The 19828-nt window shown below is 65.6% G+C and carries 19 protein-coding genes; 7 read left to right on the top strand and 12 right to left on the bottom strand.

Features of this window, described 5'->3' with window-relative positions; all coding sequences use genetic code 11:
* Positions 1-29 precede the first annotated feature (29 nt).
* Genes N5D20_RS08315 through ndk form a run of 4 tightly spaced genes read right to left on the bottom strand, consistent with a single transcriptional unit; the run spans position 30 to position 3334 of the window.
* On the bottom strand, positions 30-902 hold the full coding sequence (locus N5D20_RS08315; protein WP_019338408.1) for a RodZ domain-containing protein: 873 nt from the start codon (positions 900-902) through the stop codon (positions 30-32).
* Positions 903-920: 18 nt separating this feature from the next.
* Complete coding sequence (gene pilW, locus N5D20_RS08320; RefSeq protein WP_019338407.1) at positions 921-1706, bottom strand: type IV pilus biogenesis/stability protein PilW; 786 nt, start codon at positions 1704-1706, stop codon at positions 921-923.
* Positions 1693-2898: a 23S rRNA (adenine(2503)-C(2))-methyltransferase RlmN gene (gene rlmN, locus N5D20_RS08325; protein ID WP_005409296.1), complete on the bottom strand. Its 1206-nt coding sequence runs from the start codon at positions 2896-2898 to the stop codon at positions 1693-1695. The genes pilW and rlmN overlap by 14 nt, the downstream gene beginning before the upstream one ends.
* Positions 2899-2908: 10 nt before the next feature.
* A complete protein-coding gene (gene ndk / locus N5D20_RS08330; protein ID WP_008265389.1) occupies positions 2909-3334 on the bottom strand; it encodes a nucleoside-diphosphate kinase in 426 nt (141 codons plus the stop codon).
* A gap of 346 nt (positions 3335-3680) precedes the next feature.
* Between ndk and N5D20_RS08335 the strand changes: the two genes are divergently transcribed.
* The 3 genes from N5D20_RS08335 to N5D20_RS08345 all read left to right on the top strand — a co-directional run bounded on the left by N5D20_RS08335 (position 3681) and on the right by N5D20_RS08345 (position 8065).
* A complete protein-coding gene (locus tag N5D20_RS08335; protein WP_019338406.1) occupies positions 3681-4334 on the top strand; it encodes a TetR family transcriptional regulator in 654 nt (217 codons plus the stop codon).
* Between the two features lie 39 nt (positions 4335-4373).
* Positions 4374-6746, top strand: a complete 2373-nt coding sequence (locus tag N5D20_RS08340) for a 3-hydroxyacyl-CoA dehydrogenase/enoyl-CoA hydratase family protein (RefSeq protein ID WP_197578687.1) — start codon at positions 4374-4376, stop codon at positions 6744-6746.
* Between the two features lie 110 nt (positions 6747-6856).
* Positions 6857-8065: an acetyl-CoA C-acyltransferase gene (locus N5D20_RS08345; RefSeq protein WP_197578688.1), complete on the top strand. Its 1209-nt coding sequence runs from the start codon at positions 6857-6859 to the stop codon at positions 8063-8065.
* Positions 8066-8545: 480 nt separating this feature from the next.
* On the opposite strand, the gene galU is transcribed toward N5D20_RS08345, so the two are convergent.
* The 8 genes from galU to cmk form a co-directional block, all read right to left on the bottom strand.
* A complete protein-coding gene (galU, locus tag N5D20_RS08350; RefSeq protein ID WP_197578689.1) occupies positions 8546-9424 on the bottom strand; it encodes a UTP--glucose-1-phosphate uridylyltransferase GalU in 879 nt (292 codons plus the stop codon).
* Positions 9421-11334: a nucleoside-diphosphate sugar epimerase/dehydratase gene (locus tag N5D20_RS08355; RefSeq protein ID WP_049437230.1), complete on the bottom strand. Its 1914-nt coding sequence runs from the start codon at positions 11332-11334 to the stop codon at positions 9421-9423. The genes galU and N5D20_RS08355 overlap by 4 nt, the downstream gene beginning before the upstream one ends.
* Before the next feature lie 3 nt (positions 11335-11337).
* Entirely contained in the window at positions 11338-12327 is a 990-nt protein-coding gene (locus tag N5D20_RS08360; RefSeq protein WP_049411927.1) for a glycosyltransferase family 4 protein, read from the bottom strand.
* Positions 12328-12330: 3 nt separating this feature from the next.
* Entirely contained in the window at positions 12331-13509 is a 1179-nt protein-coding gene (gene lapB / locus N5D20_RS08365; RefSeq protein WP_005416232.1) for a lipopolysaccharide assembly protein LapB, read from the bottom strand.
* A gap of 6 nt (positions 13510-13515) precedes the next feature.
* Positions 13516-13800, bottom strand: coding sequence for a LapA family protein (locus tag N5D20_RS08370; protein ID WP_010484569.1), 285 nt, complete (start codon positions 13798-13800; stop codon positions 13516-13518).
* A 77-nt stretch (positions 13801-13877) separates the two neighbouring features.
* The gene (locus N5D20_RS08375) at positions 13878-14183 is read right to left on the bottom strand and encodes an integration host factor subunit beta (RefSeq protein WP_005409286.1); all 306 of its coding nucleotides are present in this window, start codon (positions 14181-14183) and stop codon (positions 13878-13880) included.
* Between the two features lie 87 nt (positions 14184-14270).
* A complete protein-coding gene (gene rpsA, locus N5D20_RS08380; protein ID WP_005416230.1) occupies positions 14271-15956 on the bottom strand; it encodes a 30S ribosomal protein S1 in 1686 nt (561 codons plus the stop codon).
* Between the two features lie 198 nt (positions 15957-16154).
* Entirely contained in the window at positions 16155-16832 is a 678-nt protein-coding gene (gene cmk, locus N5D20_RS08385; protein WP_197578690.1) for a (d)CMP kinase, read from the bottom strand.
* A gap of 197 nt (positions 16833-17029) precedes the next feature.
* Between cmk and ykgO the strand changes: the two genes are divergently transcribed.
* From ykgO to N5D20_RS08405, 4 genes are all read left to right on the top strand, one after another.
* Positions 17030-17155 carry a type B 50S ribosomal protein L36 gene (ykgO, locus tag N5D20_RS08390; RefSeq protein WP_005409283.1) on the top strand — a complete coding sequence of 42 codons (126 nt, stop codon included), beginning with the start codon at positions 17030-17032 and terminating at the stop codon, positions 17153-17155.
* Positions 17156-17331: 176 nt separating this feature from the next.
* Positions 17332-17631, top strand: coding sequence for a hypothetical protein (locus N5D20_RS08395; RefSeq protein ID WP_279914395.1), 300 nt, complete (start codon positions 17332-17334; stop codon positions 17629-17631).
* Positions 17632-17670: 39 nt separating this feature from the next.
* Positions 17671-18708, top strand: coding sequence for an agmatine deiminase family protein (locus N5D20_RS08400; protein WP_010484562.1), 1038 nt, complete (start codon positions 17671-17673; stop codon positions 18706-18708).
* Positions 18709-18931: 223 nt separating this feature from the next.
* A complete protein-coding gene (locus N5D20_RS08405; protein ID WP_197578692.1) occupies positions 18932-19819 on the top strand; it encodes a carbon-nitrogen hydrolase in 888 nt (295 codons plus the stop codon).
* The last annotated feature ends 9 nt before the right edge of the window (positions 19820-19828 follow it).

The following is a 19828-nucleotide window of genomic DNA, read 5'->3' on the forward strand; positions in this document are numbered from 1 at the left end:
GGATTAATCGAAGGTGGTGAAACCGCGCCTCAGTGCGAAACCGGGACTACGGAGCCTTCAGAGGATACCTGAAAGCGTGCCACGTTGGCTCGCTGGTAGGGGGTCAGATCGACGATAGCGCCGTTCTGCTGAACCTGGACCGCCGAGGCGTTGCCCAGGGTCACCCGGGTCACCTGGCCCGGCGTGAAGCTGCGGCTCTCGCCGGACTTGATCAGCGCCTTCTCGACGGTAGCGCCGTCCGGGCCGCCGATATCGACCCAGCTGTCGCCGCTGAACTGCATGTCCAGCGTGTTGGCGGCAGCCGCTGGCGCCGGGGCTGAACGCGGTACCGGGGCCAGCGAGGCCACGTACGGGGTTGCCGCCGGCTTGCTGGCCGGAGCACTCGCCACTTCAGCCGGCGCCGAGGGCTCGACACCCGCAGCGGACGGGGTTACCGGCACGGCGGCCGGGATGGCGTCCAGCGAGGCGGTATTCGGCGACGGGGTGGCACTGCCATCGAAATGGCCACGGGTGGCGAACCACACCGGCACCGCCAGCACCGCGGTGATGCCGACATACAGCACGCGACGGCCGAGATTCTCGGCAATGCGGCGCGCACGCGGGGTATGGGTATGGCTGACCAGGGTGGGCGGAACCACCGGGCCGACCTGGGCCTGCTCCAGCAGCTCTCCCACGTCCACATCCAGAAGCCGCGCGTAGCTGCGCAGCTGGCCGCGCACGAACACCGGCGCGCCAAGCTTCTGCCATTGTTCTTCTTCCAGCGACCTGACCACCTGGACCGGCATGCGCAGGCGCGAGCCGACATCTTCGAGGGTCAGTCCGGCCGCCTCGCGGGCCTGGCGCAGGCGGCTGCCGCAGCCGGCCGCAGTCTCGAGAGCGCTCACAGTCTGGTCATCAATCACAATGCATCAACCCTGGAGTTAGGAGCCCGCTTCCTGCGGAAATTCCTGTCGAATCCGCTGAATATAGCGATCAGATGCCGCCCGATCACCCAGCCGCGCTTCGATTTGAGACGCAAGTTGTAACACGGAACGCGTTGCGGGTGCAGCCGCAATCCTACGTTCGGCGAAGGCCCGGGCCTCCATGTAGCGGCCCTGGCGGAAGCTGAGCTGGGCCATCGCCTCCAGCGCGACCGGGTTTCCCGGCAGCGTCGACAGCGCCGCGCGCAGGTCGCGCTCGGCACGTTCAAGCTGGCCAGCGTCCAGGGCACAGCCCCCGGCATTGGCCTGGGCCTCGGCCGGTGTGGCGTAGCCCGGCGCCTGCAGCGCACGATCGAACCAGGCCAGCGACTCGGCCGGCCGGCCCTGCTGGCACAGCCACGCGCCGTAATTGTTGAGGACGTCCCCGCGCTGCGGCGCCCGTTCGGCAGCCCTGCGGAAGCTTTCGCCGGCCTGCTGGGTACGGCCACGGCGCTCGTCGATGCCGGCCATCAGCACCAGCGCATCAGGCGATTCGGGTGCCAGCTTCAGCGCCTCGCGCGCCTTGCGTTCGGCCGCATCGAGGTTGCCGACCTGCATGTCGCGGGCGGCCAGTGCCAGCAGGTCCTGCAGGCGCACCTGACGCCGCACGTTGTCCGGATCGCGGACCGAGTAGACCGGCGCTTCGCTGGGGCCCAGCCTGGCCTTGGGTTGGGATTTGCAGCCGCCGACCGCAACGGCCAGCACGCCTGCGAGCAGAACCAGCCAGAGGCGGTCAGGCCGCGGCATCGCTCCCCTTCCCCGCCTGCAGCGTCTTGTTGAACTCCGCCTGGCGGCGGGTGCGGTCCATCACCTGGCCCTTGAGCTGGCCACAGGCGGCATCGATGTCGTCGCCACGGGTGCGGCGGACCATGGTCAGCACGTTGCTGTCGAGCAGGATCTTCTGGAAGGCGCGGATGTGCGCCTCTTCCGAACGCTCGTAGCGGGTACCCGGGAACGGGTTGAACGGAATCAGGTTGACCTTGCCCGAATCCTTGGCCTGCACCGCGTTGTCGAACTGGCGCATCAGGCGGGCCAGCTCGCGGGCATGTTCGGGCTTGTCGTTGATGCCCTTCATCAGGGTGTATTCGAAGGTGACCGATTCGCGGCGCTTGTTGGCGCGCAGGTAGCGTGCGCACGAGGCCATCAGCTCGGCGATCGGGTACTTCTTGTTGAGCGGCACCAGGGTTTCGCGCAGCGCATCGTTCGGCGCATGCAGCGACACCGCCAGCGACACGTCGCTTTCGGCAGACAGGCGGTCGATCTGCGGCACCAGGCCGGAGGTCGACAGGGTCACGCGCTTGTTGGCCAAGCCGTAGCCCAGGTCGTCGCGCATCACGCTCATGGCGCGCACGACGTTGTCGAAATTCATCAGCGGCTCGCCCATGCCCATCATCACCACGTTGGTGAGGCGGCGCATCTGGTGCGGCACGTTGCCCAGGTGGCGTGCGGCAACCCACACCTGGCCGATGATCTCGGCGGTGGTCAGGTTGCGGTTGAAGCCCTGGGTGGCGGTGGAGCAGAACGTGCAGTTCAGGCCGCAACCGACCTGCGAAGACACGCACAGCGTGCCGCGGGTCTTGTCCGGGATGTACACGGTCTCGATGGCGTTCTTGCCATCCACGCCCATCGCCAGCAGCCACTTGTGGGTGCCGTCGGCGGAGGGCTTGTCGAACACGATGTTCGGAACCAGCACCTCGGCATGGGCCTGCAGCTTGGCGCGCAGGACCTTGCCGAGGTCGGTCATTTCATCGAAGTCGGTGACGTAGCGATGGTGGATCCACTTCATCACCTGGTGGGCACGGAACTTCTTTTCGCCAAGCACCTCGACGAAAAACTTCTCCAGGCCCGCGCGATCGAGGTCGAGCAGGTTCTGCTTGCCAGCCGTGGGTGCCGACTTCGGCAGCGGCTGGATGGCGGGGGACTGTACGACCTCGTTCACGGCATTACTCTCAGCGCGAGACGACTTCGGTGGCGGCGAAGAAGTAGGCGATTTCAATCGCGGCATTCTCGACCGAGTCCGAGCCGTGGGCGGCGTTGGCATCGATGGATTCGGCGAAGTCGGCGCGGATGGTGCCCGCAGCGGCTTCCTTCGGGTTGGTGGCGCCCAGCAGGTCGCGGTGGGCCAGGACGGCGTTCTCGCCTTCCAGGGCCTGGATCATCACCGGGCCGGAGATCATGAACTCGACCAGCGCGTTGAAGAACGGACGCTCGCGGTGCACAGCGTAGAAGCCTTCGGCTTCACGGCGCGACAGCTGCTTGTACTTGGCGGCCACGACCTTCAGGCCGGCCTTCTCGAAGCGGGCGTAGATTTCGCCGATGACGTTCTTGGCAACGGCGTCCGGCTTGATGATCGAAAGGGTGCGCTCCAGCGCCATGGGATGTCTCCAATGGAATCGGGCCGCTGATGGCCCGAAGGGTAACATGAAAAAAACCCGCGTCGGGACGCGGGCTTAGCCTGATAAACGTAGGCGAATTGTAAAAGATAACGTGGCCGGGTGGTAGAGGGCCGTGTGGCCCTGTAGTAGAGCCGAGCCCATGCTCGGCTGGCCTTTGGGCCGAAGAGCAGCCGAGCGCGGGCTCGGCTCTACAGGTTCAGGTCCACCCATTCACCCACCTGAGTGAAATCTGACCGAGCCGGCCGATTTTGCTGCACTGCAAAATGCCATACGGTACCGTCTGGTTCTAGTATCAAACAATCGTTTGATTAAGGTCCGCCCACCGATGGCCAAGCCCGCCCACTTCTCGACCAAGGACCGGATCCTCGGCGCGGCCGAGGAGCTGTTCGCCCAGCACGGCTTCGCCGGCACCTCGCTGCGGCAGGTGACCAGCCAGGCCGACGTCAACATCGCCGCGGTCAACTACCACTTCGGTTCCAAGGAAAACCTGGTCAACGAGGTCTTCCGCCGCCGCATGGACGAGATGACCGGTGCCCGCCTGTCGCAGCTGGAGCGGGCCCGCAGCGAACACCCCGGTGAACTGCGCCCGGTGCTGGCCGCCTTCGTCGAACCGGCGCTGGCGCTGGCCCAGGACCGCCAGAACGGCGGCGCCTTCGTGCGCGTGATCGCCCGCGCCTATGCCGAGAAGAACGACAACCTGCGCAAGTTCCTATCTGACCACTACGGCCACGTGCTGCGTGCGTTCGGCAAGGCCATCGGCGAGTGCGTGCCCGGCCTGAGCAAGGAAGAGCTGTACTGGCGCCTGGACTTCCTGGCCGGCTCGCTCACCTATGCCATGGCCGACTTCGGGCTGATCAAGCGTCCCGCCGGTGTCACCGAAGCGGCGCATCGTGCCCATGCCGCCCACGAACTGATCCATTTCGCCGAAGCCGGGTTCCGCGCCGCCGCACGCGCCAGCGCCCTGCCCGCTTCCCTTTGATTCCACCCAGTAACTGCTGACCAACAAAGGCCCTACACCATGTCCAATTCCCTGCTAGTCCGCCGCGCCGCCGTGCTGGGTGCCGGCGTCATGGGTGCCCAGATCGCCGCTCACCTCACCAACGCTGGCGTCGACACCGTGCTGTTCGACCTGCCCGCCAAGGAGGGTCCGGCCGATGGCATCGTGCTGAAGGCGATCGCCAACCTGGGCAAGCTGAGCCCGGCGCCGCTGGCCAGCAAGTCGCTGGCCGAAGCCATCACCCCGGCCAACTACGAGTCCGGCCTGGAGCAGCTGAAGGACTGCGACCTGATCATCGAGGCCATCGCCGAGCGCATGGACTGGAAGCAGGACCTGTACAAGAAGATCGCGCCGTTCGTGGCCGACCACGCCGTGCTGGCCTCCAACACCTCGGGCCTGGGCATCAACAAGCTGGCCGACGTGCTGCCCGAGCAGCTGCGCCACCGCTTCTGCGGCGTGCACTTCTTCAACCCGCCGCGCTACATGCACCTGGCCGAGCTGATTCCGGCCACCACCACCGACGCCAGCGTGCTGGAAGGCCTGGAAGCATTCCTGGTCACCACTCTGGGCAAGGGCGTGGTGTACGCCAAGGACACCCCGAACTTCATCGGCAACCGCATCGGCGTGTTCTCGATCCTGTCCACCATCCACCACACCCAGCAGTTCGGCCTGGGCTTCGATGAAGTGGACGGCCTGACCGGCCCGCTGGTCGGCCGCCCGAAGTCGGCCACCTACCGCACCTCCGACGTGGTCGGCCTGGACACCATGGCGCACGTCATCAAGACCATGGGCGACACCCTGCCGAATGATCCGTGGCATGAGTTCTTCAAGTCGCCGAAGTGGTTGGACGCGCTGATTTCCAAGGGCGCGCTGGGCCAGAAGACCGGCGCCGGCATCTTCCGCAAGGTCGGCAAGGACATCGTGGTGCTGGACCTGGAGAAGCAGGACTACCGCCCGGCCGATCGCGCTGCCGCGCCGGAAGTGGTCGAGATCCTGAAGATCAAAAACCCGGCCGAGAAGTTCGCCAAGCTGCGCGAAAGCCAGCACCCGCAGGCGCAGTTCCTGTGGGCGACCTTCCGCGACCTGTTCCACTACAGCGCATACCACTTGGCCGACATCGCCGAAACCGCGCGCGACGTCGACCTGGCCATCCGCTGGGGCTACGGCTGGTCGCTGGGCCCGTTCGAAACCTGGCAGGCCGCCGGCTGGAAGCAGGTGGCACAGTGGATCGCCGATGACATCGTGGCCGGCAAGAGCATGAGCAACGCCCCGCTGCCGGACTGGGTGTTCGATGGCCGCGATGGCGTGCACGCCGCCGAAGGCAGCTACAGCCCGTCGCGCAATGCCAAGCTGCCGCGCTCGTCGCTGCCGGTGTACCAGCGCCAGCGCTTCCCCGATCCGCTGCTGGGCGAGACGTTCGCGCCGGGCGAGACCGTGTTCGAGAACGACGGCCTGCGCATGTGGCACGACGGTGATGGCATCGCTGTGGTCAGCTTCAAGACCAAGATGAACACCGTGTCCGACCAGGTGCTGGACGGCCTGCAGGAATGCGTCAGCCGCGCCGAGAAGGACTTCCAGGGCCTGGTGATCTGGCAGCAGAAGGAGCCCTTCTCTGCCGGTGCCGATCTGGCCGGTGCACTGGGCCTGCTGCAGGCCGGCAAGGTCGACCAGTTCGAAGAAATGGTTGCCAACTTCCAGCGCACCAGCCAGCGCATCAAGTACTCGCTGGTGCCGGTGGTTGCCGCCGTGCGTGGCCTGGCGCTGGGTGGTGGCTGCGAGTTCCAGATGCACAGCGCCAAGACCGTGGCCTTCCTGGAAAGCTACATCGGCCTGGTCGAGGCCGGCGTCGGCCTGCTGCCGGCCGGTGGTGGCCTGAAGGAACTGGCCGTGCGCGCCTCGCAGGCCGCAGGCCCGGGCGGTGACGTGTTCGCCGAACTGAAGAAGACCTTCGAGACCGTGGCGATGGCCAAGGTGTCCAACTCCGCGGTCAACGCCAAGGAACTGGGCCTGCTGCGCAGCACCGACAAGGTGGTGTTCAACAGCTACGAAGCGCTGCACATCGCCAAGGCCGAAGCTCGCGCCCTGGCTGAAGCGGGCTACCGTCCGCCGCTGCCGGCACGCCGCATCCAGGTGGCCGGTGACGTGGGTATCGCCACCTTCAAGATGATGCTGGTCAACATGCTGGAAGGCCGCTTCATCAGCCCGTACGACTACGAGATCGCCGAGCGCATCGCCACCGTGCTGTGCGGCGGCAAGGTCGACCGCGGCACCCTGGTGGACGAAGAGTGGCTGCTGACCCTGGAGCGCAAGCACTTCGTCGAACTGGCCCAGCAGGAAAAGACCCAGGCCCGCATCGCGCACATGCTGAAGACCGGCAAGCCGCTGCGTAACTGATCGCCATCCCTGCTTTTGGTGGGTGCCCACCTTGGTGGGCACTCCCTCTGCCCCGGTGGGTGCCGACCGTTGGTCGGCACTCCGGCTAAAAAAATCGAGAGATCACTGCAATGACCAAGCAAATCCAGGACGCCTACATCGTCGCCGCCACCCGTACCCCGGTTGGCAAGGCGCCCAAGGGCATGTTCCGCAACACCCGCCCCGACGACATGCTTGCGCACGTGCTGCGCAGTGTCGTCGCCCAGGCCCCGGGCGTGGACGTCAACCGCATCGATGACGCGATCATCGGCTGCGCGATGCCGGAAGCCGAGCAGGGCATGAACGTCGCCCGCATCGGCGTGCTGCTGGCCGGCCTGCCGAACACCATCGCCGCGCAGACCGTGAACCGCTTCTGCTCCTCCGGCCTGCAGGCCGTGGCGCAGGCCGCCGACGCGATCCGCCTGGGCAACGCCGACCTGATGCTGGCCGGTGGTACCGAGTCGATGTCGATGGTGCCGATGATGGGCAACAAGATCGCGATGGCGCCGAGCGTGTTCGACAACGACCACGTGGCCATCGCCTACGGCATGGGCATCACCGCCGAGAAGGTGGCCGAAGAGTGGAAGGTCTCGCGCGAAGACCAGGACGCCTTCGCCCTCGCCTCGCACCAGAAGGCCATGGCCGCCATCCAGAACGGCGAGTTCAAGGAAGAGATCAGCCCGTACGAGATCGTCTCGCATCAGCCCGACCTGGCCGATGGCCAGCGCATCATCACCCGCAACAAGGTCGCCGACACCGACGAAGGCCCGCGCCCGGACTCCTCCGCCGAAGGCCTGGCCAAGCTGCGCCCGGTGTTCCGCAACGGCCAGTTTGGCGGCACCGTCACCGCCGGCAACTCCTCGCAGATGAGCGATGGCGCCGGTGCCGTGCTGTTGGCCTCCGAACAGGCGATCAAGGACTACGGCCTGACCCCGCTGGCCCGTTTCGTCAGCTTCTCGGTGGCCGGCGTGCGCCCGGAAGTGATGGGCATCGGCCCGATCGCCGCGATCCCGAAGGCACTGAAGCAGGCCGGCCTGACCCAGGACCAGCTGGACTGGATTGAACTGAACGAAGCCTTCGCCGCGCAGTCGCTGGCGGTGATCCGCGATTGCGGCCTGGACCCGGGCAAGGTCAACCCGCTGGGCGGCGCGATCGCCCTGGGCCACCCGCTGGGCGCAACCGGTGCGATCCGTACCGCCACCCTGCTGCACGGCCTGCGTCGTCGCCAGCAGAAGTACGGCATGGTGACGATGTGCATCGGCACCGGCATGGGCGCAGCGGGTATTTTCGAGGCGCTGTAAGGTTCAAAGCGTTGCCGGCTGATTGTTGGTTGGCTGTGGGGCCCGGGTGAGTGAGGCTGCCCGGGACACGCCGTAAACCCGTCCCTGGGGGCTTGGCAGCGGCATCCATGCCGCTGACAGTCCCGGTCAGCCTCACCCACCCGCGCCACCCAACATTCCGCGCGGCGGAGGGATGAGCAAAGGCAGGGTCAAAGGCCGGGGTCAGAGCCCTTTGCTGCGCAAAGGGATCTGACCCCAACAATCAAAAAAGGCAGCCAGAGGCTGCCTTTTTTGATTGTGCTTCTGCCTTTGATTCCGCCCTTCCCGTCCGCGCCGCACGGAAACTGTCGAGAGGGGGCGGATGGCCCTCTCCAAAACCGTTGGCGCCATGGATGGCGCCATCGAGCACCATGGAAGGGCTTTGGCGTGTTTTGGAGAGGGCCATCCGCCCCCTCCCCCACGTATCAATCAAGGCGCCGCGAACGGAGCGCTTGATAAACCTTATTCCGCCAACATCGCCGTCAGCTTCTCCCGCGCCGACCCTGCCAGCTTTGGGTTGTCCAGCGCAAAGCGGATCGTCGCCTCCACCAGCCCCAGATGCGTGCCGCAGTCGAAGCGGGTGCCCTCGAAACGGTAGGCATCAACCTCTTCGGTCTTCAGCAGCTGCGCGATCGCGTCGGTCAGCTGGATCTCGCCACCGGCACCGCTGCCGGTCTGCTCCAGCAGCTCGAAGATCTTCGGGCTCAGTACATAACGGCCGACCACCGCCAGGTCGCTCGGCGCGTCCTCCGGCTTCGGCTTCTCCACAATCTGCGAAATGCGACCCTTGCGGCCGTCGAACGCGTCAGTGGCCACGATGCCGTAGCTGGCAGTCTTGTCGTGCGGCACGTCTTCAACGGCGATCACGCTTGCACCACTGGCCTCGTTGAGGTCGGCCATCTGCTTCAGTGCGCCGTCGCCGCGGTTCCAGATCAGGTCATCCGGCAGCAGCACCGCGAACGGCTCGTCGCCGATCACGGCCTTGGCGCACAGCACCGCATGGCCCAGGCCCAGGGCCTCGGCCTGGGTCACGAAGATCGCGCGCACGCCATTGGGCAGCACATGGCGGATCATCTCCAGCTGCTCCTGCTTGCCGGCGCGCTCGAGCTTCTGCTCCAGTTCGTAGGCCTTGTCGAAGTAGTCGGCCACGGCATGCTTGTAGCGGTTGGTGATGAACACCAGGGTGTCGCAACCGGCTTCGATCGCTTCATCGACCGCGTACTGGATCAGCGGACGATCAATGATCGGCAACATTTCCTTCGGAACCGTCTTGGTTGCCGGTAAAAAGCGCGTCCCGAGCCCTGCCACTGGAAAAACTGCCTTGCGAATTCGCTTGCTCATTGGTGCCTGTTGGCCTCACGTGCCGGAAAAGGCACGACTTTAGCGGATGAAATGTAAGCATCCTGTTCGATGGGAGAAAACTCCGGCATCGTCGCGAACAGGATCTCCTGGATGCTGGTGGTGTCGTAACCAGCCACGGCATCGCGCAGGCGTGGAACATTGCCCAACACCAGATCACGCGAGAACGTGCGTACACCGGCCTCGAGAATCTTCGGATGCGCGGTGGAACGGTAGTCCTCGTCCGAATAGAACAGCGTCTCGTGCAGCTTCTCGCCCGGACGCAGCCCGGTGTAGATGATCGGAATGTCCTTGTACGGCTGCTTGCCGGCCAGGCGGATCATCTGCTCGGCCAGCACGCGGATCGGCACCGGCTCGCCCATGTCGAGCGTATAGATCGCACCGTGCGACGCCGAAGCGGCCGCCTGCAGGATCAGCTGGCAGGCCTCCGGAATGGTCATGAAGTAGCGACTGACTTCCGGATCGGTGACGGTCACCGGCCCGCCACGCAGGATCTGTTCGCGGAACAACGGCACCACGCTGCCAGCCGAGGCCAGCACGTTGCCGAAGCGCACCGTGACGAAACGGGTATGCGTGGACTTCTGGTCCAGGCTCTGGCAGATCATCTCCGCATAGCGCTTGCTGGCGCCCAGCGCATTGACCGGGTCGACCGCCTTGTCGGTGGAGATGAACACGAAATGCTCCACGTGTGCCTCCAGGCAGGCGCGGGCCACGTTCTCGGTAGCCAGGATGTTGTTGCGCACCGCTTCGCGCAGCTGCCGCTCCAGCACCGGCACATGCTTGTAGGCGGCGGCATGGAAGGCGGTGTCGACGGGGTGCAGCGACAGGGCGTGGCGGATCACCGCCGGGTCACCGCAGTCGCCCAGCACCGCTTCGACCTCGACATCCGGGAAGCTGCGCCGCAGCTCGCCCTCGATGGTCAGCAGCAGCAGTTCGCTGATCTCGAGCAGGATGATGCGGCCGGCGCCGTGACGCGCGCACTGGCGGCACAGCTCGGAGCCGATCGAACCACCGGCGCCGGTGACCATCACCGTACGCCCGCCCAACCAGCCACGGATCAGGTTCCAGTCCGGCATGATCGGCTTGCGGCCGAGCAGGTCCTCGATCGCCACTTCCTTCAACTGCCCGGGCAGCGACTGGCCCTGCAGGATATCGCTGAGCTTGGGCACGGTGCGGAACGGCACGCCGGTGCTTTCGCAGATGGCGACGATGCGCTGCATTCCCGCAGCGTCCAGCGACGGAATGGCGATCACCAACAGCTTGGCCGCAGTCTCGCGGACCACTGTCGGCGCATCGTCCAGGGTGCCGAGGATCGGCAGGCCCTGCAGCTTGGCACCGCGCAGGTGCGGCGCGTCGTCCAGCAGGCCGACCGGCTCGAAATTGCCTGAACGGCGCAGGTCGCGGACCAGGGTCTCGGCGGCCTGGCCGGCACCCAGGATCAGCACGCGACGCGCGGACGAGTCCGACTGCAGCGCCTGATAGTCCTTCCAGGCCCGGTACAGCAGGCGCGGCGCACCCAGCAGCGCCGACAGCGCGAACGGATAGATCACCAGCACCGACATCGGCACGCCGTCGAAGCGCTTCCACATCAGCACCAGCACGATGGCGACCATGCCGATGAAGCTGGCCTTGAAGATGTTCAGCAGGTCGCTGACGCTGGCGAACCGCCACAGGCCGCGATAGAGCCCCACGCGCCAGAACACCATGCCCTGCAGCAGCAGCACCAGCGTGGTGTCGACGTTCCAGAGTGGGAGCTCGGGGGCGTTGGCCAGGATCGAGTACCGCCCCGCGTGGAGCAGCTGCCAGCATGCCCAGACCATGAACAGGTCATGGCAGACGATGGCCGAACGCGGCATCAGGCCGAGGATTCTGTCCCGCCAGGGTGAAGCCATAAGTCAGGTATTTCCTTTTGGGTGGCGCAATCCATTGCGCAGGAGGAGCCAGAGGACGCTCAGCGCGGTGAACCACGCGATCGCCACGGCAGCCTCCCACCTCGGCTGCAAATTGGAGCAGACATTAAGCACTGTAATACTGAACAGGCCCAAAGCAAAGTACATCCCTGTTACCTGGGCGTGACTGGCTCCTGCCTGCACCGCGCGCTGGTAAACGTGCTGGGTATGGGGTTCCATCCAGCGTTGTCCGGAAATGATGCGCGCCAGCAGTGTGAAGCCCGCGTCCACAAGGAAGGGCGATGCCGACACCAGCAGCAGGATCCAGTGGATGTCGGTCTTTACGCTGGCCAGTGCCAGCACTGCCGCCACCGCGTAGCCCAGCGCGCCACTTCCGACATCGCCCATGAAGATCCGGGCCCGCGGGAAGTTGAACGGCAGGAAGCCAAGGCAGGCCAGGCCCAACGCGACCGCCGCCAGCGAGTACGGCCAAGGCAGCAGCGGCGCCAGCCCCAGCGCGACCACGATGGCCTGGCTGGCGGCGATGCCGTTGATCCCATCCATGAAATTCCAGATGTTGATCAGCGAGGCAGTGAACAGCAGGACCAGTACGGCCAGCAGCCAGCTGCCGCCATGGACCTTGACCAGCGCGGCCAGCAGCGCGGCGGCGATGAAGTGCACCATCAGGCGGCGCATGGCCGGAAGCGGCCGGTGATCGTCCCACCAGCCGATACCCGCCACCAGCGCCAGGCCAAGGCTGGCGACCAGCAGGCTCGGACGCGCTTCGGGCCAGGCCCACATGGCAACACCGGCGGTCACCAGCAGGCTGATGACGATGGCGATGCCGCCGCCACGCGGGGTCGCCACGCTATGACTGCGGCGTTCGCCCGGCTGGTCAAACAGTTGCCGGCGCAGCGCGTAGCCCCGCGCTGCCCAGGTCAGTGCCGCACTCAGCAGGGCCAGACCCAGCAGCGCGCCCATCACGAGCCACGGCATGGATCAGAGCACCGCGTAGTTCAGCAGCGGCTTGACCGTACCCCACTCCTTGCAGCTCGGGCACTGCCAGTGGTGGGTGCGCGCACCGAAACCACAACGGGTGCAGCGATAGGCCGGATTGCGCACCAGCAACTGGTCGGTGATGTGCTTGAGGTCGTGCAGGGTCGCCGTGGAATCGGCACCTTCAGCCAGTGTCAGGTCGATCAGCGCGGACTCGCCACGCACCGACGGGCGATCCTTGAGCTGGCGGCCCAGGTAGGCACGGGCCGGGGCCACGCCCTCCTGCTCTTCCATCAGACGGGTCAGCGCCAGCACCGGGGCAATGCCACGGTAATGCTCGGTCATCTCCGACAGGAAGGCGCGCGCGCCGGCCAGATCGCCCACCTTGCGGTAGTTCTGCATCAGCGCCGGCAGCAGCTCCGGCAGGTACTCCGGATCGTTGCGCGCCGCGCGCTCGAAGGCGCGCACGGCCGCTTCCGGATTGCCGGCATCGGTTTCCAGGCGGCCTTCAATGATGCCGGCACGGACCGACATCGCATCGGCCTGGTAGGCCCGGGCAATCGCTGCCCTCGCCTCTTCCAGCTTGCCGGCACCGCGGAAGCGTTCGGCCAGTTCGCATTCGAACTGCCCGATCAGCTTGCCCATCGGCTCGCCGGTGACATCCTCGAAACGGGTGGCGTTGTCGATCGCCTTTTCCCAGTCGCGCTCGGCCTGGTAGATGCCGATCAGGTGCTTGAGTGCCTGCGGGGCACGCTGGTCCAGCTGGGCCAGTTCGGTGAACACGGTTTCGGCGCGGTCCAGCAGGCCGGACTTCATGTAGTCCTCGCCCAGCGCCAGCAGCGCCTGCACGCGTTGCGCATCGCTGAGGTCGTGGCGGTTGACCAGGCCCTGATGCAGGCGGATGGCGCGGTCGACTTCGCCGCGGCGACGGAACAGATGGCCCAGCGCGACCTGGGTCTCGAAGGTTTCCTTGTCCAGCTCGGCGATGTGCAGGAACAGCTCGATGGCCTTGTCCGGCTGCTCGTTGAGCAGGTAGTTCAGGCCACGGAAATAGGTGCTCGACAGGCGGCTGACCTGGCTGTCACCGTGGCGTTGACCACCACGCCGTCCGATCACCCACCCGGCCAGTGCGGCCAGCGGAACGAACAGGAAGAACCAGAACCACTCGGTGACGAAATCCATCTTCGATCAGCGTCCATCAAAAGATTGGGGGGAAGCAACCGGTGCCGGCGTGGCGACAGCGGACTTGTTGGCGCGGCGCAACTGGCTGTAGAGCGGAATGACCACGCTCACCAGCACCAGGCCAGCGCCGACGATGACACCCACCAGCAGCGCGGCGATCAGGGCCACGCCCACCGAGGTGTGCAGTTGGGTAAACAGCAGGTTGATCGACATCGCGGTCATGTTGACCGCACCGATGATCAATCCAAGGATCAGTACCGCCAGCAGGACCAGCAGACGAAAAACCTTCATGCGACAGCTCCAGTGGCAGGAGTCCGTAGCTTATCCGACTCGCGGCTGGATTCGCACGCGGTGGCGCGACGGCAGGCTCAGGCCGGATCGGCGTCCAGCGGCAGCACACTGCTGACCCGCTCGCGCAGTTCCTTGCCCGGCTTGAAATGGGGGACATGCTTGCCCGGCAGGGCAACCGATTCGCCGGTCTTCGGGTTGCGACCCAGGCGCGGCGGACGATAGTGCAGCGAGAAGCTGCCAAAACCACGGATTTCGATGCGATCCCCGGCGGACAGCGATCCGCCCATCATTTCCAGCAACGACTTCACCGCCAGATCGACATCATCGGCCTTCAGGTGCGCCTGGCGGCGCGCAAGGATTTCGATCAGTTCGGATTTGGTCATTACCGGCTCACATCAGGGGTATCCCAGCCTGAAACGGCCCGGGCAATGCCCGGGCCGTCCAGGAAACAACGAACAGCGTAAGGCCGATTACTCGGACTTGTTGCCGTTCAGCTGTGCACGCAGCAGCGCGCCCAGCTGGGTGGTGCCGCTGGAAGCCGAAGAGGACTGGTATTCCTCCAGCACTTCGCGCATTTCAGCGTCGTCCTTGGCCTTGATCGACAGCTGCAGGGTACGGCCCTTGCGGTCCATGCCCACGAACTTGGCTTCGACCTTGTCGCCGACCTTCAGGTGCTGGGTGGCGTCGTCAACGCGCTCGTTGGCGATGTCGCGGGCCGAGACGTAACCTTCGATGCCGTCAGCCAGCTCGATGATCGCGCCCTTGGCGTCGACTTCCTTCACCACGCCTTCGACCTTGGAGCCCTTCGGATTGGCAGCCATGTACTGGCCAAACGGATCCTGCTCCAGCTGCTTCACGCCCAGGGAGATGCGCTCGCGCTCCGGATCGACAGCCAGGACGACGGCGTCCAGGGTATCGCCCTTCTTGAAGTTGCGAACGACGTCTTCGCCGGTGGTGTTCCAGCTGATGTCGGACAGGTGGACCAGGCCGTCGATGCCGCCGTCCAGGCCGATGAAGATGCCGAAGTCGGTGATCGACTTGATCTGGCCCGACACCTTGTCACCCTTCTTGTGGGTGGCAGCGAAGGTTTCCCACGGATTGGCGGCAACCTGCTTCATGCCCAGCGAGATACGGCGACGCTCTTCATCGACGTCCAGCACCATCACTTCGACTTCATCACCAACCTGGACAACCTTGGACGGGTTGACGTTCTTGTTGGTCCAATCCATCTCGGAGACGTGCACCAGGCCTTCGACGCCCGGCTCGATCTCAACGAACGCACCGTAATCGGTGACGTTGGAGACCTTGCCGAAGACGCGGCTGTTGGCCGGGTAACGACGGCCGATGTTGTCCCACGGATCCTCGCCCAGCTGCTTCAGGCCCAGCGAAACGCGGTTGCGCTCGCGGTCGAACTTCAGCACGCGGACGTCCAGCTCGTCGCCGACGTTCACGACTTCCGACGGGTGACGCACGCGCTTCCACGCCATGTCGGTGATGTGCAGCAGGCCGTCGATACCGCCCAGGTCCACGAACGCGCCGTAATCGGTCAGGTTCTTGACGACACCCTTCAGGATCGCGCCTTCCTGCAGCTTGTCCATCAGCTGCTCGCGCTCTTCCGAGTGCTCGCTTTCGACGACAGCGCGGCGCGAGACCACGACGTTGTTACGCTTGCGGTCCAGCTTGATGAGCTTGAACTCGAGCTCCTTGCCTTCCAGGTAGGCCGGATCGCGCACCGGGCGCACATCGACCAGGGAACCCGGCAGGAAGGCGCGGACATCCTTGATGTCCACGGTGAAACCACCCTTGACCTTGCCGCTGATGCGGCCGGTGATGGTTTCGTTCTTTTCCAACGCTTCTTCCAGCTCGTCCCACACCATCGCGCGCTTGGCCTTCTCGCGCGACAGGACGGTTTCGCCGAAGCCGTTCTCGATCGAGTCGAGGGCGACCTTGACGATGTCGCCTTCGGCGACGTCGATTTCGCCAGCGTCGTTACGGAACTGTTCGATCGGCACGATGCCTTCGGACTTCAGGCCAGCGTTGATCACCACGACGTCGCCGCGGACTTCAACAACGGTACCGCTGACGATGGCGCCCGGCTTCAGCTTGGCCAGGTTGGCCTGGCTGGCTTCAAACAGTTCGGCAAATGATTCGGTCATTAGATTTACTCTGTTGGACACATGGGTCGGTGGCGTCCCCTTCAGGGGAATGGCGACCGCCCGCCTGTTGGTCGACCCCGGAAACGCAGGTCGTGTGTAGTAGGAAAACCGCCACGCATCATTGCGCGACGGAGCTGGTACAGCACTGCTATGCGCGACCACCACCGATGTTGCTGGCAGTGCTCCCGCGCGAACGGATCAGGCAGCCGGAGCCGGAAGCAGATCCATCACTCTGGCAACGACATCTGCGATGCCGATGCCTGTGGTGTCGATGAGGACAGCATCGTCTGCCGGCTTCAGGGGCGCCACGGTACGCTGAGCATCACGGGCGTCGCGGGCCATGATCTCGCGCAGGAGGTCATCAAAGTTAACAGAAACCCCCTTGTCTTTCAACTGCTTATGCCGACGCTCGGCGCGCTCCTCGGCACTGGCGGTCAGGAAGACCTTGTAGGGGGCGTCCTTGAAGATCACCGTGCCCATGTCGCGGCCGTCGGCGACCAGGCCCGGCAGCTCCCTGAATGCGCGCTGGCGCTCCTTCAGGGCAGCCCGGACCTCGGGAATGGCGGCAATGGCCGAGGCCAGGGCGCCGGTGGTCTCCAGGCGCAGCTCGTCGGTGGCATCGGTGCCGTTGACCATGACCCGCATCGACTCGCCCTGTTCAACAAACTGAACATGGGTGTCGAAGGTGCAGCGCACCAGCGCCGAGGCATCGGACGTATCAATGTCGGCCCAGCTCGCGGCCACGCCCACTGCCCGGTACAGCGCGCCCGAATCCAGGTAATGCCAGCCCATCCGGCGCGCGATGATGCGGCTGATGGTACCCTTGCCGGCCCCGGAAGGGCCGTCGATGGTCAGGACGGGAGCGAGTGGATTCATGGGGTTCCCAGAGCGTGTGAAGGGGTCATTCTAGCCCCTGCCAGACACCCCCAGCGGGATCTTTTGTGCAACCACTTGAAACCACGAGGAAAAGCCCGGTAGAATGGCGGGCTTGAACGAGCGTCAACTGCCGATTGTCTTTCGCATATCGCGGCCACGCTCCACCCGAACAACTACTGTTTACGCCGAGGTATGCCATGAAAGTCCTGTCCTCCCTGAAGTCGGCGAAGGCCCGTCACCGTGACTGCAAGGTCGTGCGTCGTCGTGGCAAGATCTTCGTCATCTGCAAGTCGAACCCGCGTTTCAAGGCGCGTCAGCGCTAAGCCCAACAGCCTTCGCGGCTGCGGCTGGCCCTACGCGGGGCCGACCCGATGCAAAAAGCCGCCTTCGGGCGGTTTTTTGTTTATGCGGCTTTTTCCTGCCGTTTTTGCTGTAATCGCCTTTCTTGACCACTGGGGAGTAGATCGAGATGAAGCGTTACCTGTCCGCCCTGGCCGTGATGGCCACCCTTGCCGCCGCCACGCCGGCGATGGCCGATACCCTGCTTGTCGACCGTGCCCGCGAGAAGCCGGCCGGTGCCCTGCCCGTGCGCGGCCAGAGCATGCTGCAGGTGCAGGCGCAGTTCGGCGCGCCGAGCGAGCAGCTGCAGCCGCGTGGCGGGCAGAAGCGGCAATGGCCGACCATCAACCGCTGGGTGTACCCGCAGTTCACCGTCTACTTCGAGAAGCAGAAGGTGATCGACGTGGTGGCCAACCAGGCGGACCCGAACGAAATCGGCCCGAAACCGCCGATCCGTTGATCCCTTTACCCGCCGTGGGCGGGCCTGTGTAGCGAGACCATGAACCAGACCCTTCGTTTTCCTGCCGAGTGGGAAGCCCAGAGCGGCGTCCTGATTGCCTGGCCCACCGCCGACACCGACTGGGCCGACCGCCTGGGCCAGGTGGAAGAGACCTACATCGCTCTGGTCGCGGCCATCACCCGCTTCCAGCCGGTGCTGATCTGCGTGGCCGACGATGATGTGGAGACCTACGCCGAGATGCGGCTGCGCTCCAACCGCATCGACATGGACAAGGTCCACTTCACCACGGCCGCCTACGACGATACCTGGCTGCGCGACTCCGGCCCGATCACCCTGCGCCGTGCCGACGGCGGCTTCCAGCTGCTGGATTTCCGCTTCACCGGCTGGGGCGGCAAGTTCGACGCCACCCTGGATGACCAGCTGGTGGGCGTGCTGGACCAGGCCGGCGTGTTCAACGACGCGCCGGTGCGCAGCATCCCGTTCGCGCTGGAAGGCGGCGGCATCGAGACCGACGGCGAAGGCACCCTGCTGACCACCTGGAAGTGCCTGCACGAGCGCCACCCGGACCGCGACCGCGCCAGCCTGAGCGCCGACCTGGCCGACTGGCTGCAGCAGGACCGCGTGCTGTGGCTGGACCACGGCTACCTGGAAGGCGACGACACCGACGCGCATATCGACACCCTCGCCCGCTTCGCCTCGGCTGACAGCATCGTCTACCAGGCCTGCGACGACGCGAGCGATTCGCACTATGCCGAACTACAGGCGATGGGCAATGAGCTGGCCGCGCTGCGCACCAAAGATGGCCAGCCGTACCGCCTGTTCCCGCTGCCGTGGGCGCAGCCGGTGATCGACGAAGGCCGCCGCCTGGCTGCGTCGTACGCCAATTACCTGATCGTCAATGGTGCGGTGCTGATGCCGGCCTATGGCGATCCGGCCGACGACCTGGCCCGCGATGTACTGGCCCAGGCGCACCCGGGCCGCGAGATCGTGCAGGTCCCCTGCCGCTCGCTGATCTGGCAGAACGGCAGCCTGCACTGCATCACCATGCAGCTGCCGGAAGGCCTGCTGAAGGCATGACGGATGATGCCGGGCCCCGCCCGGCACCGCTTTTGTAGAGTCGAGCCATGCTCGACTGGCTTCTTGTAGAGCCGAGCCCACGCTCGGCTGGCCGCTCGCGCGATCGAAGCAGAGCGCAGCCGAGCATGGGCTCGGCTCTACAACACCGGCCATTCAGCGCGCGACACGCCGTCGCCGCCCATCCGCGCTAACATGCTGGTTTTCCCCCGCAGGAACGCCCCGCATGAACTCGCGCAGCCCCCTTACCGTCGCCCTGATCCAGGAGCGCAACCACGGTGATGCCGCCGCCAACCTGGCGGTGATCGAAGCACGCGTGGCCGAGGCGGCTGCGCAGGGTGCCAAGCTGGTGCTGCTGCAGGAACTGCATAACGGTCCGTACTTCTGCCAGCACGAGTCGGTGGACGAGTTCGACCTGGCCGAGCCGATTCCGGGCCCTAGCACCGAGCGCCTTGGCGCGCTGGCGAAGAAGCATGGCGTGGTGCTGGTCGGCTCGCTGTTCGAGCGCCGCGCTGCCGGCCTGTACCACAACACCGCCGTCGTCTTCGAGAAGGACGGTACGTTGCTGGGCAAGTACCGCAAGATGCATATCCCGGACGACCCGGGCTTCTACGAGAAGTTCTACTTCACCCCGGGCGACATCGGCTTCAAGCCGATCGATACCTCGGTGGGTCGCCTTGGTGTGCTGGTCTGCTGGGACCAGTGGTATCCGGAAGCGGCGCGCCTGATGGCGCTGGCCGGTGCCGAGCTGCTGCTGTACCCGACCGCGATCGGCTGGGATCCGGACGACGTGCAGGACGAGAAGACCCGCCAGCGCGACGCCTGGGTGCTGAGCCACCGCGGCCACGCCGTGGCCAACGGCCTGCCGGTGCTGAGCTGCAACCGCGTCGGCCACGAGGGTTCGCCGCTGGGCGCGTCGGGCATCCAGTTCTGGGGCAACAGCCACGTGCTCGGCCCGCAGGGCGAGTTCCTGGCCGAAGCCGGCACCGATGCCACGGTTCTGCTGTGCGATGTCGACCTGCAGCGCAGCGAGCACGTGCGCCGCATCTGGCCGTTCCTGCGCGACCGTCGCATCGACGCGTACGGTGACCTGCTCAAGCGCTACATCGACTGAGCCGGAGCC

The organism is Stenotrophomonas sp. GD03877 (assembly GCF_029840555.1).
GTDB lineage: Bacteria > Pseudomonadota > Gammaproteobacteria > Xanthomonadales > Xanthomonadaceae > Stenotrophomonas > Stenotrophomonas geniculata.

What these genes read in the sequence shown, in the direction of transcription:
- pilW (WP_019338407.1), bottom strand. Translation starts at nt 1,706, where the DNA reads ATGCCGCGGCCTGACCGCCTCTGGCTGGTTCTGCTCGCAGGCGTGCTG.
- ndk (WP_008265389.1), bottom strand. Translation starts at nt 3,334, where the DNA reads ATGGCGCTGGAGCGCACCCTTTCGATCATCAAGCCGGACGCCGTTGCC.
- N5D20_RS08335 (WP_019338406.1), top strand. Translation starts at nt 3,681, where the DNA reads ATGGCCAAGCCCGCCCACTTCTCGACCAAGGACCGGATCCTCGGCGCG.
- N5D20_RS08340 (WP_197578687.1), top strand. Translation starts at nt 4,374, where the DNA reads ATGTCCAATTCCCTGCTAGTCCGCCGCGCCGCCGTGCTGGGTGCCGGC.
- N5D20_RS08345 (WP_197578688.1), top strand. Translation starts at nt 6,857, where the DNA reads ATGACCAAGCAAATCCAGGACGCCTACATCGTCGCCGCCACCCGTACC.
- galU (WP_197578689.1), bottom strand. Translation starts at nt 9,424, where the DNA reads ATGAGCAAGCGAATTCGCAAGGCAGTTTTTCCAGTGGCAGGGCTCGGG.
- N5D20_RS08355 (WP_049437230.1), bottom strand. Translation starts at nt 11,334, where the DNA reads ATGGCTTCACCCTGGCGGGACAGAATCCTCGGCCTGATGCCGCGTTCG.
- N5D20_RS08360 (WP_049411927.1), bottom strand. Translation starts at nt 12,327, where the DNA reads ATGCCGTGGCTCGTGATGGGCGCGCTGCTGGGTCTGGCCCTGCTGAGT.
- lapB (WP_005416232.1), bottom strand. Translation starts at nt 13,509, where the DNA reads ATGGATTTCGTCACCGAGTGGTTCTGGTTCTTCCTGTTCGTTCCGCTG.
- N5D20_RS08370 (WP_010484569.1), bottom strand. Translation starts at nt 13,800, where the DNA reads ATGAAGGTTTTTCGTCTGCTGGTCCTGCTGGCGGTACTGATCCTTGGA.
- N5D20_RS08375 (WP_005409286.1), bottom strand. Translation starts at nt 14,183, where the DNA reads ATGACCAAATCCGAACTGATCGAAATCCTTGCGCGCCGCCAGGCGCAC.
- rpsA (WP_005416230.1), bottom strand. Translation starts at nt 15,956, where the DNA reads ATGACCGAATCATTTGCCGAACTGTTTGAAGCCAGCCAGGCCAACCTG.
- cmk (WP_197578690.1), bottom strand. Translation starts at nt 16,832, where the DNA reads ATGAATCCACTCGCTCCCGTCCTGACCATCGACGGCCCTTCCGGGGCC.
- ykgO (WP_005409283.1), top strand. Translation starts at nt 17,030, where the DNA reads ATGAAAGTCCTGTCCTCCCTGAAGTCGGCGAAGGCCCGTCACCGTGAC.
- N5D20_RS08395 (WP_279914395.1), top strand. Translation starts at nt 17,332, where the DNA reads ATGGCCACCCTTGCCGCCGCCACGCCGGCGATGGCCGATACCCTGCTT.
- N5D20_RS08400 (WP_010484562.1), top strand. Translation starts at nt 17,671, where the DNA reads ATGAACCAGACCCTTCGTTTTCCTGCCGAGTGGGAAGCCCAGAGCGGC.
- N5D20_RS08405 (WP_197578692.1), top strand. Translation starts at nt 18,932, where the DNA reads ATGAACTCGCGCAGCCCCCTTACCGTCGCCCTGATCCAGGAGCGCAAC.